Origin of the sequence: Streptomyces globisporus (assembly GCF_003501885.1) — a bacterium.
Classification (GTDB): Bacteria; Actinomycetota; Actinomycetes; order Streptomycetales; family Streptomycetaceae; genus Streptomyces; species Streptomyces globisporus_D.
In genome coordinates, this window is the sequence record NZ_QWFA01000043.1 from 20,837 (window position 1) to 33,362 (window position 12,526).

Below are 12,526 nucleotides of genomic sequence, written 5' to 3' on the forward strand. Positions count from 1 at the left end.
TGCATTTCAGTGGGCTATGGTGTAATTGGCAACACTACGGTTTCTGGTACCGTCATTCTAGGTTCGAGTCCTGGTAGCCCAGCGCAGTACAGCAAGACCAGCAGGACAAGCCCCCGTTGTGTAGCGGCCTAGCACGCTGCCCTCTCACGGCAGTAGCGCCGGTTCGAATCCGGTCGGGGGTACAGATCCTTCCCGCGAGAACATCATGGGTCGCACCCATCGCTCTCGATGCAGGATCGCTAGGGCCCCCGTTGTGTAGCGGCCTAGCACGCTGCCCTCTCACGGCAGTAGCGCCGGTTCGAATCCGGTCGGGGGTACTTGTCTCACCATGGGCTATGGTGTAATTGGCAACACTACGGTTTCTGGTACCGTCATTCTAGGTTCGAGTCCTGGTAGCCCAGCGCAAGTCAGCAGTAATCACGCCCCCGTTGTGTAGCGGCCTAGCACGCTGCCCTCTCACGGCAGTAGCGCCGGTTCGAATCCGGTCGGGGGTACAACAGAGCAGTACGGAAAGGCCCTTCACCTCAGTGAAGGGCCTTCTTCGTTGTCACAGGCCGTACCGGCGGGCCGACTCCTCGCTCTGCGCCGGCCGCCGCAGGGACATCAGCGGCGGTTCGTGCAACACCGCCGACGCGACGGCCTTCTCCACCTGCTCGGCCTCCGAGTCGTACGCCTCCATCTCGTCCGGATCGTGCACCGGGGCCTGCTCCATGATCCGGGCCTGCCGGGTCAAGTAGCCGATGTCACACGGATATCCGAGCCGTACGAGCGTGGCCACCGACGCGACCAGCGACCGGTGGACGGGGGAGAGGTCACCGAGCTGCAGGACGGTCGACCACCCCAACTCCGTGAGCAGCTCGGTCACATGGGCGCGGGCGACGGCGGTCTCCGGGGCTTCCTCGTCGGGCGACGGGCCGTGCGGCGGGGCCCACAGCGCCGCCCCCAGCCGGATCGTGCGGCCCAGCGACTCGTCGTCGACATGGGTGAGCACCTCGCGGGCCGTCGCCACCGGGTCCGGAGAAAGGAAGACGGCCGCCACGGCGTTGGGGCGGCCTACCGGAGAGAGGGAGGGGAAATAGGCGGGGTCAGCCGCTGCGGCGCAGGGCCTCGGTCAGCCGCGCCGCCGAGTCGATGACCGCCTGGGCGTGCATCCGGCCAGGGTGACGGGTCAGCCGCTCGATGGGCCCGGAGATCGAGACCGCGGCGACGACCCGGTTCGACGGGCCGCGCACCGGAGCCGAGACCGAGGCGACGCCCGGCTCCCGCTCGCCGATCGACTGGGCCCAGCCCCGCCGCCGTACGCCGGAGAGCGCCGTCGCCGTGAACCGGGCGCCCTGGAGGCCCCGGTGCAGGCGCTCCGGCTCCTCCCAGGCCATCAGGATCTGGGCGGAGGAGCCCGCCTTCATCGTGAGCGTGGAGCCGACCGGCACCGTGTCCCGGAGTCCGGACAGCCGTTCCGCCGCTGCCACACAGATACGCATGTCGCCCTGCCGGCGGTAGAGCTGCGCGCTCTCGCCGGTGATGTCGCGCAGGTGGGTGAGCACCGGTCCGGCCGTGGCCAGCAGGCGGTCCTCGCCCGCCGCGGCTGCCAGTTCCGACAGCCGGGGGCCGAGAATGAACCGGCCCTGCATATCCCTCGCCACCATCCGGTGGTGTTCCAGTGCCACGGCCAGTCGGTGGGCCGTGGGCCGTGCGAGCCCGGTCGCCGCGACCAGCCCGGCGAGGGTGGCCGGACCGGACTCCAGGGCGCTCAATACCAGAGCTGCCTTGTCGAGAACGCCGACGCCGCTAGAGTTGTCCATACGACGATACTCCCGTCTCACTCTGTGAAACGCAAGTTCAATTTTCGGCGGAAGTTGCGAACCTGTAGAAGCGGCCGCACAACGGCTCGTAGCCACCGCCCCGCACGGGGGTCCGGACGGAGGCGCACCGATCTCTAGTTGGGCCGGCGAAGACGCCGGCCGGAGGGAAAGCGATGGGTAGGACACTCGCGGAGAAGGTCTGGGACGACCATGTCGTCCGGCGCGCGGAGGGCGAGCCCGACCTTCTCTTCATCGATCTGCACCTGCTGCACGAGGTGACCAGCCCGCAGGCCTTCGACGGACTGCGGCAGGCCGGACGTCCCGTGCGGCGCCTCGACCTCACCATCGCCACCGAGGACCACAACACCCCGACCCTCGACATCGACAAGCCGATCGCGGACCCCGTCTCGCGGGCCCAGCTGGAGACGCTGCGCAAGAACTGCGCGGAGTTCGGCGTACGGCTGCACCCGCTGGGCGACGTCGAGCAGGGCGTCGTGCACGTGGTCGGCCCGCAGCTGGGGCTGACCCAGCCCGGCACCACCGTGGTCTGCGGCGACTCCCACACCTCCACGCACGGCGCGTTCGGGGCGCTGGCGTTCGGCATCGGCACCAGCCAGGTCGAGCACGTCCTGGCCACCCAGACGCTGCCGCTGGCCCGCCCGAAGACCATGGCCATCACGGTCGAGGGTGAACTGCCCGACGAGGTCACCGCGAAGGACCTGATCCTGGCGATCATCGCCCGGATCGGCACCGGCGGCGGCCAGGGCTACATCCTCGAATACCGCGGCTCCGCCATCGAGAAGCTCTCGATGGAGGCCCGGATGACCATCTGCAACATGTCGATCGAGGCCGGTGCCCGCGCGGGCATGATCGCCCCCGACGCCACCACCTTCGACTACCTCAAGGGCCGCGACCACGCCCCCGAGGGCGAGGACTGGGACGCCGCCGTCGCGTACTGGAACACCCTGCGCTCCGACGACGACGCCGTGTTCGACGCAGAGGTCGTCATCGACGCCACCGAGCTGGCCCCGTTCGTCACCTGGGGCACCAACCCCGGCCAGGGCGCGCCCCTGTCGGCCAACGTCCCCGACCCGGCTTCGTACGAGGACGCCTCGGAGCGCCACGCCGCCGAAAAGGCCCTGGAGTACATGGGGTTGACCGCCGGACAGCCGCTGCGCGAGATCAGCGTCGACACCGTCTTCGTAGGTTCGTGCACCAACGGCCGCATCGAGGACCTGCGCAACGCGGCCTCGATCCTGGACGGCCGCAAAGTCGCCGAGGGCGTACGGATGCTGGTCGTCCCCGGCTCGGTGCGGGTCGCGCTCCAGGCCGTCTCCGAGGGCCTGGACAAGGTCTTCACCGAGGCCGGCGCCGAATGGCGGCACGCGGGTTGCTCGATGTGCCTCGGCATGAACCCCGACCAGCTGGCCCCCGGCGAGCGCTCCGCCTCCACCTCGAACCGCAACTTCGAGGGCAGGCAGGGCAAGGGCGGCCGCACCCACCTGGTCTCGCCCCAGGTCGCCGCCGCCACCGCGGTGCTGGGCCATCTGGCCTCGCCCGCCGACCTGTCCGACGCCCGTACCCCCGCCGGAGTCCGATAGCCATGGAAGCCTTCACCACGCACACCGGCCGGGTCGTCCCGCTGCGCCGCAGCAACGTCGACACCGACCAGATCATCCCCGCCCACTGGCTGAAGAAGGTCACCCGCGACGGGTTCGAGGACGGCCTCTTCGAAGCCTGGCGCAAGGACGAGAACTTCGTCCTCAACCGCCCCGAACGCGCGGGCGCCTCGGTCCTGGTCGCCGGTCCCGACTTCGGTACGGGCTCCTCCCGCGAACACGCGGTCTGGGCCCTGCAGAACTACGGCTTCAAGGCGGTCGTCTCCTCCCGCTTCGCCGACATCTTCCGCGGCAACTCGCTGAAGAACGGCCTGCTCACGGTGGTGCTGGAGCAGAAGGTCGTCGACGCGCTCTGGGAGCTGACGGAGGCCGACCCGACCGCCGAGGTGACCGTCGACCTGGAGGCGCGACAGGTCCGCGCCGAGGGCATCACGGCCGACTTCGAGCTGGACGAGAACGCCCGCTGGCGGCTGCTGAACGGCCTCGACGACATCAGCCTCACCCTTCAGAACGAAGCGGACATCGCCGCGTACGAGGCGTCCAGGCCCGCCTTCAAGCCGCGTACCATTGCCGCCTGAGCAGCGCTTTTCCAGGACTGCGCCCCCTGCCTCCCGGCAGGGGGCGCAGTCGCTTGTTGAGACCCCGTCGGGCGACAACTCGCCCCAGATGGCACAATCGGTGCATGGAACGCGACAGCCAACTCAAGCTCTATGGCCAAGTCGCCGACCGATTGAAGGAAGCGCACGCGAAGGTGCGTGCACTGCAAGTCCCGGAGGGCGTACGGATGGCGCTGACCCGGAAGCTGCTGGTCGTCACGGCCGCGGCGAAGCACGATCTCCCGGACGCGGCAAGGCGTCTGGACCGGTTGATGAAGGACCTCGATGAGGGCCGATTCCCCGAAGGTGACTGACACGTGGAACTGCGCATCGGTCGACTTCGTTGCGGCACTAGGGTGATTAGCCCGTTTCGTGTTTGATTTGCGGTATATATCTGCCTAACGTGCGAAAAAGCTTGAACACTTTCGTTCTGGCAATGTCTCCGAAGGGGAAGACGTGAACAAGGCGCAGCTCGTAGAAGCGATTGCCGACAAGGTCGGCGGCCGTCAGCAGGCCGCGGACGCCGTCGACGCGGTACTCGACGCGATCGTCCGTGCGGTGGTCGCCGGGGACCGTGTCTCGGTCACCGGCTTCGGCTCGTTCGAGAAGGTCGACCGCCCCGCCCGGTACGCCCGCAACCCGCAGACGGGTGAGCGCGTCCGGGTCAAGAAGACCTCGGTGCCCCGCTTCCGCGCGGGTCAGGGCTTCAAGGACCTGGTGAGCGGCTCGAAGAAGCTCCCCAAGAACGACGTGGCCGTCAAGAAGGCCCCCAAGGGCAGCCTCTCGGGCGGTTCTTCCGCCGCCCGTACGACGGTGAAGGCCGCCGCCGCCAAGAAGTCGGCCGCGAAGAAGGCCACCGCGAAGAAGGCCACCGCCAAGAAGGCGACTCCGGCGAAGACCACCGCCGCGAAGAAGACCACCGCCAAGAAGACGACCGCGACGGCGAAGAAGACGTCCGCGGCCGCGAAGAAGGCGACCCCGGCCAAGAAGGCCACGGCCACCGCCAAGAAGACCGCGCCCGCCAAGAAGGCCACGGCGAAGAAGGCGCCCGCGAAGAAGACCACGGCGCGCAAGACCACGGCCAAGAAGGCCACCGCACGCAAGAAGTGAGCCCCGGGCACCCGCTCGCTCCTCACGACGCGCCGGGCCGGGCTCCCCTCCGGGGGAGCCCGGCCCGCGGGCTGTCCGGGCCCCGTTCGGCCCAACCGGGCCCGGCCGGAACGCCGGACCGCAAGACCGGGAGCGGGATCAGAACGTCTGCAGCGTCACCAGCGTGATCCGCAGGGCCGCCCCCTCGCCCTCGCCCTCGATCCGCACGCGCTGCCCCGGGCGCAGCAGCAGCAGACCGCCCGCGTCGAAGGCCGCGGCGTCGAACTCCACCGGGGTGCCGTCGTCCAGCAGCACACTGCCGCCACGGGTCTCGGGGTCGTACGTGTACGAGGTCGCCTGCATGGGCGGCAGCCTATCGGTCGCGGGCGAAGGCGGGCACGGCCTGGAGCCGCGCCGTGTGCGGCCCCACCCCCAGGGCCAGGGCGACCCGCAGGTCCTCGCCGGTATCCACGTCCCGGCGCACCGAGTCGACACCGGACAGCGCTATTTCCACCGCCCCCGACGCCAGATGCCGGGACCCGGACGGACCACCGAAAGCCGGGCGGAATTCCGCACCGCTCGTAGCGGCCAGAAATGTCGTTCCGATTCCCGCCGCGTCCCGGAGAAAAGCGCTGGGAAAAGCGGAGGCAAAATCGAGCACCCGCGCCAATTCAGCGCTGCGCAGCGCCGGCAGATCCGCGTTGAGCGCGGCCACCGCGGCGGCGGGCCGCAGGGCCCGCGCCGAGCGCGCTCCGTGCGCGAGCGCCGCGTTGAGCCCGGCCCCCGGAGCGTCCGGCACGATCCGCGCCCCGAGCGCGGAAAGGGCCGCCGCGGCCACGGCGTCGTCCGTGACGACCACCACATCCCGCACCCGGGAACAGGCCAGCGCCGCGGCCACCGTGTCCTGGGCGAACGCCAGGGCCAGCAGGGGCCGCGCTTCCTCGCCCGCCGCCCGTCCCAGGCGGCTCTTGGCCCGGGCGAGCGGCTTCAGCGGAACGACCAGGGACCAGGTCCCGGCCGGATCGGTGTTCGTGGCGATCTCCCCCTCCGTACGCGTCAGGACTTATTCTCGCCTGCCGGTACGACAACCCGGGGGCCCGCCGCCGAACGTGAGGCGTACGGTGTTCTCGACAGAGCAGGGGTCTGGGGCGAGACTTGACCGTCAGTAGCCAGGCAGCAGGTTGAAATCCTTAAGGAAGGTATCCAAAGTGTCCCGCCGCAGAATCGGCTTCTGGTACCGCCTGGCGGCGGTCATCGCCAAGCCGCCACTGGTGGTTCTGTTCAAGCGCGACTGGCGGGGGATGGAGAACATTCCGGCCGACGGCGGATTCATCACCGCCGTCAATCACAACTCCTATCTGGACCCGCTCTCCTACGGCCACTTCCAGTACAACACCGGGCGGGTGCCCCGGCTCCTGGCGAAGGCCGGCCTCTTCCGCACCCCGTTCGTCGGGATGATGCTGCGCGGCACCGGCCAGATCCCCGTCTACCGCGAGACCACCAACGCCCTCGACGCCTTCCGGGCCGCCGTGGAGGCCATCGAGCGTGGCGAGTGCGTCGCCTTCTACCCCGAGGGCACCCTCACCCGGGACCCCGACATGTGGCCGATGGCCGGGAAGACCGGGGCCGCCCGGGTCGCCCTGATGACCAAGGCGCCCGTCATCCCCGTCGCCCAGTGGGGCGCCAACCTCGCGATGCCGCCGTACGCCAAGGAGCACAAGTTCCGGCTCTTCCCCCGCAAGACGCTCCAGGTGCAGGCCGGACCGCCCGTCGACCTCAGCCGCTTCCACGGCCTGGAGCCGACGCCCGAGGTGCTGCGCGAGGCGACCGAGGCCATCATGGCGGCGGTCACCCGCCAGCTGGAGGACCTGCGCGGCGAGAAGGCGCCCGCCGAGCTCTACGATCACCGCAAAGCCCGTGCTGAACAACGGCGCAGGGCCCAGGGAAAGGGACCCACGTGACGCACCCCGTAAAAGCAGCCGTCTTCGGAACCGGCTCATGGGGTACGGCCTTCGCCGTGATCCTCGCCGACGCGGGCTGCGACGTCACCCTCTGGGGCCGTCGCGCCGAGGTCGCCGAGGCCATCAACACCACGCACACCAACCCGGACTACCTCCCGGGCATCGCGCTCCCCGACTCCATCCGCGCCACCACCGACGCCGCCGAGGCCCTGCGCGGCGCGGAGTTCGCCTTCCTCGTCGTGCCCTCCCAGACGCTGCGCGCCAACCTCGCCGACTGGGCCCCGCACCTGGGGCCGGACACCGTCCTGGTCTCCCTGATGAAGGGCGTCGAGCTGGGCACCGCCGAGCTGATGAGCGAGGTGATCGCGGACGTCACCAAGGTCTCCGCCGACCGCATCGCCGTCGTCTCGGGCCCCAACCTCGCCAAGGAGATCGCGGAGCGCCGCCCCGCGGCTGCCGTCGTCGCCTGCTCCGACGAGTCCGTCGCCCAGCGCCTCCAGGTCGCCTGCCACACCGCGTACTTCCGCCCGTACACCAACACCGACGTGGTGGGCTGCGAGCTCGGCGGTGCCGTGAAGAACGTCATCGGCCTCGCCGTCGGCATCGCGGACGGCATGGGTCTCGGCGACAACACCAAGGGCTCCCTCATCACCCGGGGCCTCGCCGAGACCACCCGGCTGGGCCTGGCCATGGGCGCGGACCCGTTGACGTTCTCCGGCCTCGCCGGCCTGGGCGACCTGGTGGCCACCTGCTCCTCGCCGCTCTCGCGGAACCACACCTTCGGCACCAACCTCGGCCGCGGCATGACGCTCCAGGAGACGATCGCCGTCACCAAGCAGACCGCCGAGGGCGTCAAGTCCTGCGAATCGGTCCTCGACCTGGCCCGCAGGCACGGGGTCGACATGCCCATCACCGAGACCGTCGTCTCGATCGTCCACGAGGGCAAGTCCCCGGTCGTCGCGGTCAAGGAGCTGATGTCGCGCAGCGCCAAGGCCGAGCGACGCTGACGCCGCCCTTACCAGCAGGTACGCTCATCGCGATATGAGCAGCGAGAACCTCCCCCAGAGCCCTGAGCGCGCCGAGAGCCCTGAGCCGCACGGCCGTAAACCCCGTGTGGCCGTCGTGTTCGGCGGTCGCAGCTCCGAACACGGCATCTCGGTCGTCACGGCCGGCGCCGTCATGAAGGCCATCGACCGGACGAAGTACGACGTCCTGCCGATCGGTATCACGACGGACGGGCGCTGGGCGCTCACCGCCGACGAGCCCGAACGCATGGCCATCACCGACCGCAAGGTCCCCGACGTGGACCGGCTCACCGAGTCCGCCGAGGGCAGCGTCGTTCTCTCCGTGGACCCCGGCAGCCGCGAGGTCGTCTACACCGAGCCCGGCGCGGTGCCCAAGGCGCTGGGCGAGGTCGACGTCGTCTTCCCCGTGCTGCACGGCCCGTACGGCGAGGACGGCACCCTTCAGGGCCTTCTCGAACTCTCCGGTGTGCCCTACGTCGGCGCGGGCGTCCTGGCCTCCGCCGTCGGCCAGGACAAGGAGTACATGAAGCGCGTCTTCATCTCCTTCGGGCTGCCCGTCGGACCCTACGAGGTCGTCCGGCCCCGCGAGTGGGACAACGACCCCGCCGCCGCCCGCAAGCGGATCGTGGACTTCGCCGGCGAGCACGGCTGGCCGCTGTTCATCAAGCCCGCCCGCGGCGGCTCCTCGATGGGCATCACCAAGGTCGACGACCTTTCCGGCCTCGACGCGGCGATCGAGGAGGCCCGCAGCCACGACCCGAAGTTCCTCGTCGAGTCGCTGCTGCGCGGCCGGGAGATCGAGTGCGGGGTGCTGGAGTTCGAGGACGGCCCGCGCGCCAGCGTGCCCGCCGAGATCCCGCCGGTCACCGCGCACGACTTCTACGACTTCGAGGCCAAGTACATCGACTCGGCCACGGGCCTGGTGCCGGCGCCGCTCACCGAGGAGCAGACCGCCGAGGTGCAGCGGCTCGCCGTCGCCGCCTTCGACGCGGTCTCCTGCGAAGGCCTGGTGCGCGCCGACTTCTTCCTCACGGAGGACGGCACCTTCGTCATCAACGAGATCAACACCCTGCCGGGCTTCACCCCGATCTCCATGTACCCGCGCATGTGGCAGGAGAGCGGCGTGAGCTACCCGGAACTGGTCGACCGGCTGATCCAGGCCGCACTGACCCGCTCCACCGGACTGCGCTGAGTCGAGCGGCGGGGGAACTCAGAACCGGCTCGGGACCGTCTTCGCGACCGGGCCGGCGAACGAGGCCAGCGGCGTGATGTCGTGGGCGTACGTCGAATCCAGCGTGACCTCGACGTACGCCTTGCGGTACGTGGTGGTGAAGCGCGGACCGGAGCCCTCGGGCTGCTCCAGCATCCACTTCACCCCGTCCGCCTCGACGCCCTCCGACTGAGGGTCGTCCATCTTCGCGGGCCGGGGGACCCCGCAGCGCAGTACGATCGCCCCGTCCCCCCAGGCGGCGGTCAGCTCCGAATCGGGGGACGGGTCACTGCGTTCCAGTTCGAGGACGGTCTCCGGCAGTTCCTCGTGCAGGGCCTCGCAGTATGCGGCGGCCTCCGCGGACGGTGTGGGAACCGGGACCGAGGGCCGGGCGTCGCTGAGGGAACAGCCCGCCGCGGCCAGCACGAGCACGGCAGCGGACGGACCGAGGAATATCGAGCGGGGGGCACGGCGGGCGGATGACGTCACCGGCCCAGCCTAGACGGGGGTCAGAGGTGGACGACCGGGCAGGTCAGAGTCCGTGTGATGCCGTCCACCTGCTGCACCTTGGCGACCACCATGCGGCCGAGCTCGTCGACCGTGTCTGCCTGGGCCCGCACGATCACGTCGTACGGACCGGTGACGTCCTCTGCCTGGATGACTCCCGGAATCTTGGAGATGGTCTCGGCGACGATCGACGCCTTGCCCACCTCGGTCTGGATGAGGATGTACGCCTGTACCACGGAACCTCCAGGGCGGCCACGAGGATCATGTGGGGGAAAGGGACGCCACGTTATCGCGTTGCCGCGGGCCGCGGGGAGACCTACGGGCCGGATGACGTCCACAGCGTGGCGTACAGGGCGCAGAAGTTGACGTATCTCTTGACGGTACCGACAGCACAGACGGCTCGCGACCGGGGGCCCGGACGGGTGTCCGGGGCGATAAAGGAGAGGTGAGACTCGGTGAAGGGAACCGTGGGCGAGTTGGGGGAGTTCGGGCTCATCAGAGAGCTCACGTCCCGGCTCACCACCACTCCGGCGGTACGGCTGGGGCCCGGCGACGACGCCGCGGTCGTGGCCGCCCCCGACCGCAGGGTCGTGGCCAGTACGGACATCCTGCTGGAAGGGCGGCACTTCCGCCGTGACTGGTCGACGGCGTACGACGTCGGCCGCAAGGCGGCCGCCCAGAACCTCGCCGACATCGCGGCGATGGGCGCCGTGCCCACCGCGCTGCTCCTCGGCCTCGTCGTCCCCGCCGACCTCCCCGTCACCTGGGCCGCCGAGCTGATGGACGGGCTCCGCGACGAATGCCAGGTGGCGGGCGCGGCCGTGGTCGGCGGCGATGTGGTGGGCGGCGACACGATCACCGTCTCCATCACCGCGCTCGGCGACCTGCGCAACCACGAACCGGTCACCCGGGGCGGCGCCCGCCCCGGCGACGTCGTCGCGGTCACCGGCTGGCTCGGCTGGTCGGCGGCCGGTTACGCGGTGCTCTCCCGCGGCTTCCGCTCGCCCCGCGCCTTCGTCGAGGCCCACCGCCGCCCCGAACCGCCGTACCACGCGGGCCCCGCGGCCGCCGGGCTCGGCGCCACCGCCATGACCGACGTCAGCGACGGCCTCGTCGCCGACCTCGGCCACATCGCGGAGGCCAGCAAGTGCCGCATCGACCTGCGCTCCGGGCTCATCGACATCCCCTCGCAGATGTCCGACATCGGCCAGGCCGTCGGCGTCGACCCGCTCCAGTGGGTGCTGACCGGGGGAGAGGACCACGCGATCGTGGCGACCTTCCCGCCCGACGTGAAGCTCCCCGCCCGCTGGAAGGTGATCGGCGAGGTCCTCAACCCCTCCGCCCTGCCCCAGGTCACCGTCGACGGCGCGCCCTGGACCAGCAAGGGCGGCTGGGACCACTTCGGCTCCATCGAGGACACCCAGCCGCGCGGCTGACCACTAGATTGCTGCGTATGCCCATACGTACCGCTGTACCGCCCCGTGTGCTCACCGTCGCCGGATCCGACTCCGGCGGCGGTGCGGGGATCCAGGCCGACCTGAAGACGATGCTCGCCCTCGGCGTGCACGGCATGAGCGTGCTCACCGCCGTCACCGCACAGAACTCCCTGGGCGTCCAGGGCGCGTGGGAGCTTCCGGTGGACGCCGTACGCGCCCAGTACCGCAGCGTCGTCGACGACATCGGCGTCCAGGCCGTGAAGACCGGCATGCTCGCCTCCGCCGCCCTCGTGGAGACCGTCGCCGAACTCCTCGCCGGAACCGACGCCCCCGTCGTCGTCGACCCGGTCGGCGTCTCCAAGCACGGGGACGCGCTGCTCGCTGCCGAGGCCCTCGACTCCGTACGCACCAAGCTGCTGCCGGTCGCCACCGTCGCCACCCCGAACCTCGACGAGGTCGCCCAGCTCACAGGCGTCACGGTCACCGACGAGAGCGGCATGCGCCGGGCCGCCGAGGAGATCCTCGGCTTCGGACCGCGCTGGGTCGTCATCAAGGGCGGCCACCTGCCCGGGGAGGCGGTGGACCTGCTCACCGACGGGAGCGCGGAACACTGGCTGCGCGCCCCCCGGCACGACAACCGCCACACCCACGGCACCGGCTGCACCCTGGCCTCCGCCATCGCCTCCGGCCTCGCGCTCGGGATGGACGTCCCCGCGGCGGTCCAGGGCGCGAAGACGTACGTCACCGGGGCGATCGAGGCCGGCTTCCCGCTCGGCGGCGGCATCGGCCCGGTCGACCACGGCTGGCTGACCCGCCCTTCTTCCGGGCAGACCTCCTCCTGAGCACAGCAAAAAGCCGGTCCACCGAGGTGGACCGGCTTTTTGGGCAACCGGAAGGCTGCGCTACGACGGGGACGTCAGCGCGCGACCTTGCCGGCCTTGATGCACGAGGTGCAGACGTTGAGCCGCTTCGGCGTCCGACCGACCACGGCACGCACGCGCTGGATGTTGGGATTCCAGCGACGAGACGTACGGCGGTGCGAGAACGAAACGCTGTTGCCGAAGCTCGGCCCCTTGCCGCAAACGTCGCAGTTGGCAGCCACGGGTCACTCCAAAGACTTCAGATGCACTTACAGTGAATTCCGGCGCGCCGGGATCAGTTGGACTGAAGTGGCGGTACCGGGGGAATGTCCCGACTCTCATCGGGCAACCGGAGCAGCATACAACGCCTGCTTCGGAGATACGAAACTACCACGGCTCGGCCGCCCGCCCTCCCGCCCCC

General features: G+C 70.2%; 15 protein-coding genes, 5 tRNA genes and 1 pseudogene. 14 read left to right on the plus strand and 7 right to left on the minus strand.

Going from position 1 to position 12,526, the window contains the following annotated elements; translation table 11 throughout:
• The first annotated feature begins 10 nt into the window (after window positions 1-10).
• The 5 genes from D3105_RS10655 (at window position 11) to D3105_RS10675 (ending at window position 494) form a co-directional block, all read left to right on the plus strand.
• A tRNA-Gln gene (locus D3105_RS10655) sits at window positions 11-82 on the plus strand.
• A 27-nt stretch (window positions 83-109) separates the two neighbouring features.
• Window positions 110-182, plus strand: a tRNA-Glu gene (locus D3105_RS10660).
• Between the two features lie 62 nt (window positions 183-244).
• Window positions 245-317: transfer RNA gene (locus tag D3105_RS10665), tRNA-Glu, on the plus strand.
• 12 nt (window positions 318-329) lie between these two features.
• A tRNA-Gln gene (locus D3105_RS10670) sits at window positions 330-401 on the plus strand.
• 20 nt (window positions 402-421) lie between these two features.
• Window positions 422-494, plus strand: a tRNA-Glu gene (locus D3105_RS10675).
• Window positions 495-547: 53 nt separating this feature from the next.
• Here the strand turns inward: D3105_RS10675 and D3105_RS10680 are convergent.
• Both D3105_RS10680 and ndgR read right to left on the minus strand, forming a co-directional pair.
• Window positions 548-1,012 (minus strand): annotated as a pseudogene (locus D3105_RS10680) (MerR family transcriptional regulator); the annotation flags it as partial.
• A 73-nt stretch (window positions 1,013-1,085) separates the two neighbouring features.
• Entirely contained in the window at window positions 1,086-1,802 is a 717-nt protein-coding gene (gene ndgR, locus D3105_RS10685) for an IclR family transcriptional regulator NdgR (RefSeq protein ID WP_006127859.1), read from the minus strand.
• Window positions 1,803-1,975: 173 nt separating this feature from the next.
• Here ndgR and leuC point away from each other — a divergent pair, with 173 nt between their 5' ends.
• From leuC to D3105_RS10705, 4 genes are all read left to right on the plus strand, one after another.
• Complete coding sequence (gene leuC / locus D3105_RS10690; RefSeq protein WP_118902638.1) at window positions 1,976-3,403, plus strand: 3-isopropylmalate dehydratase large subunit; 1,428 nt, start codon at window positions 1,976-1,978, stop codon at window positions 3,401-3,403.
• A gap of 2 nt (window positions 3,404-3,405) precedes the next feature.
• On the plus strand, window positions 3,406-3,999 hold the full coding sequence (leuD, locus tag D3105_RS10695) for a 3-isopropylmalate dehydratase small subunit (protein ID WP_093809652.1): 594 nt from the start codon (window positions 3,406-3,408) through the stop codon (window positions 3,997-3,999).
• A gap of 104 nt (window positions 4,000-4,103) precedes the next feature.
• Window positions 4,104-4,331: a hypothetical protein gene (locus D3105_RS10700; protein ID WP_030084997.1), complete on the plus strand. Its 228-nt coding sequence runs from the start codon at window positions 4,104-4,106 to the stop codon at window positions 4,329-4,331.
• Window positions 4,332-4,473: 142 nt separating this feature from the next.
• Window positions 4,474-5,127: an HU family DNA-binding protein gene (locus D3105_RS10705; RefSeq protein WP_118902641.1), complete on the plus strand. Its 654-nt coding sequence runs from the start codon at window positions 4,474-4,476 to the stop codon at window positions 5,125-5,127.
• 138 nt (window positions 5,128-5,265) lie between these two features.
• Here the strand turns inward: D3105_RS10705 and D3105_RS10710 are convergent, their stop codons facing one another.
• The gene (locus tag D3105_RS10710) at window positions 5,266-5,469 is read right to left on the minus strand and encodes a hypothetical protein (RefSeq protein WP_010062008.1); all 204 of its coding nucleotides are present in this window, start codon (window positions 5,467-5,469) and stop codon (window positions 5,266-5,268) included.
• A 10-nt stretch (window positions 5,470-5,479) separates the two neighbouring features.
• Entirely contained in the window at window positions 5,480-6,166 is a 687-nt protein-coding gene (cofC, locus tag D3105_RS10715) for a 2-phospho-L-lactate guanylyltransferase (RefSeq protein ID WP_118902644.1), read from the minus strand.
• 148 nt (window positions 6,167-6,314) lie between these two features.
• Between cofC and D3105_RS10720 the strand changes: the two genes are divergently transcribed.
• Genes D3105_RS10720 through D3105_RS10730 form a run of 3 tightly spaced genes read left to right on the plus strand, consistent with a single transcriptional unit; the run spans window position 6,315 to window position 9,284 of the window.
• The gene (locus tag D3105_RS10720; RefSeq protein ID WP_118902647.1) at window positions 6,315-7,067 is read left to right on the plus strand and encodes a lysophospholipid acyltransferase family protein; all 753 of its coding nucleotides are present in this window, start codon (window positions 6,315-6,317) and stop codon (window positions 7,065-7,067) included.
• Window positions 7,064-8,074: an NAD(P)H-dependent glycerol-3-phosphate dehydrogenase gene (locus D3105_RS10725; protein WP_118902649.1), complete on the plus strand. Its 1,011-nt coding sequence runs from the start codon at window positions 7,064-7,066 to the stop codon at window positions 8,072-8,074. Before D3105_RS10720 ends, D3105_RS10725 begins: the two co-directional genes overlap by 4 nt.
• A 34-nt stretch (window positions 8,075-8,108) precedes the next feature.
• The gene (locus D3105_RS10730) at window positions 8,109-9,284 is read left to right on the plus strand and encodes a D-alanine--D-alanine ligase family protein (protein ID WP_118902652.1); all 1,176 of its coding nucleotides are present in this window, start codon (window positions 8,109-8,111) and stop codon (window positions 9,282-9,284) included.
• Window positions 9,285-9,302: 18 nt separating this feature from the next.
• On the opposite strand, the gene D3105_RS10735 is transcribed toward D3105_RS10730, so the two are convergent.
• Both D3105_RS10735 and D3105_RS10740 read right to left on the minus strand, forming a co-directional pair.
• Window positions 9,303-9,791 carry a DUF3515 domain-containing protein gene (locus tag D3105_RS10735; RefSeq protein WP_118902655.1) on the minus strand — a complete coding sequence of 163 codons (489 nt, stop codon included), beginning with the start codon at window positions 9,789-9,791 and terminating at the stop codon, window positions 9,303-9,305.
• A gap of 20 nt (window positions 9,792-9,811) precedes the next feature.
• Window positions 9,812-10,045: an Lrp/AsnC family transcriptional regulator gene (locus D3105_RS10740; protein WP_006127869.1), complete on the minus strand. Its 234-nt coding sequence runs from the start codon at window positions 10,043-10,045 to the stop codon at window positions 9,812-9,814.
• Window positions 10,046-10,264: 219 nt separating this feature from the next.
• Between D3105_RS10740 and D3105_RS10745 the strand changes: the two genes are divergently transcribed.
• Window positions 10,265-11,245: a thiamine-phosphate kinase gene (locus D3105_RS10745; RefSeq protein ID WP_098899455.1), complete on the plus strand. Its 981-nt coding sequence runs from the start codon at window positions 10,265-10,267 to the stop codon at window positions 11,243-11,245.
• A gap of 17 nt (window positions 11,246-11,262) precedes the next feature.
• The gene (thiD, locus tag D3105_RS10750) at window positions 11,263-12,087 is read left to right on the plus strand and encodes a bifunctional hydroxymethylpyrimidine kinase/phosphomethylpyrimidine kinase (protein WP_118902658.1); all 825 of its coding nucleotides are present in this window, start codon (window positions 11,263-11,265) and stop codon (window positions 12,085-12,087) included.
• Between the two features lie 74 nt (window positions 12,088-12,161).
• Here thiD and rpmB read toward each other — a convergent pair whose 3' ends face one another.
• Complete coding sequence (gene rpmB / locus D3105_RS10755) at window positions 12,162-12,347, minus strand: 50S ribosomal protein L28 (RefSeq protein WP_006127872.1); 186 nt, start codon at window positions 12,345-12,347, stop codon at window positions 12,162-12,164.
• Window positions 12,348-12,526 lie beyond the last annotated feature (179 nt).

Excerpts from the sequence above, each read along its gene's own strand:
- D3105_RS10700 (WP_030084997.1), top strand. The coding sequence starts at position 4,104 with ATGGAACGCGACAGCCAACTCAAGCTCTATGGCCAAGTCGCCGACCGA.
- leuC (WP_118902638.1), top strand. The coding sequence starts at position 1,976 with ATGGGTAGGACACTCGCGGAGAAGGTCTGGGACGACCATGTCGTCCGG.
- leuD (WP_093809652.1), top strand. The coding sequence starts at position 3,406 with ATGGAAGCCTTCACCACGCACACCGGCCGGGTCGTCCCGCTGCGCCGC.
- D3105_RS10730 (WP_118902652.1), top strand. The coding sequence starts at position 8,109 with ATGAGCAGCGAGAACCTCCCCCAGAGCCCTGAGCGCGCCGAGAGCCCT.
- ndgR (WP_006127859.1), bottom strand. The coding sequence starts at position 1,802 with ATGGACAACTCTAGCGGCGTCGGCGTTCTCGACAAGGCAGCTCTGGTA.
- thiD (WP_118902658.1), top strand. The coding sequence starts at position 11,263 with ATGCCCATACGTACCGCTGTACCGCCCCGTGTGCTCACCGTCGCCGGA.
- D3105_RS10710 (WP_010062008.1), bottom strand. The coding sequence starts at position 5,469 with ATGCAGGCGACCTCGTACACGTACGACCCCGAGACCCGTGGCGGCAGT.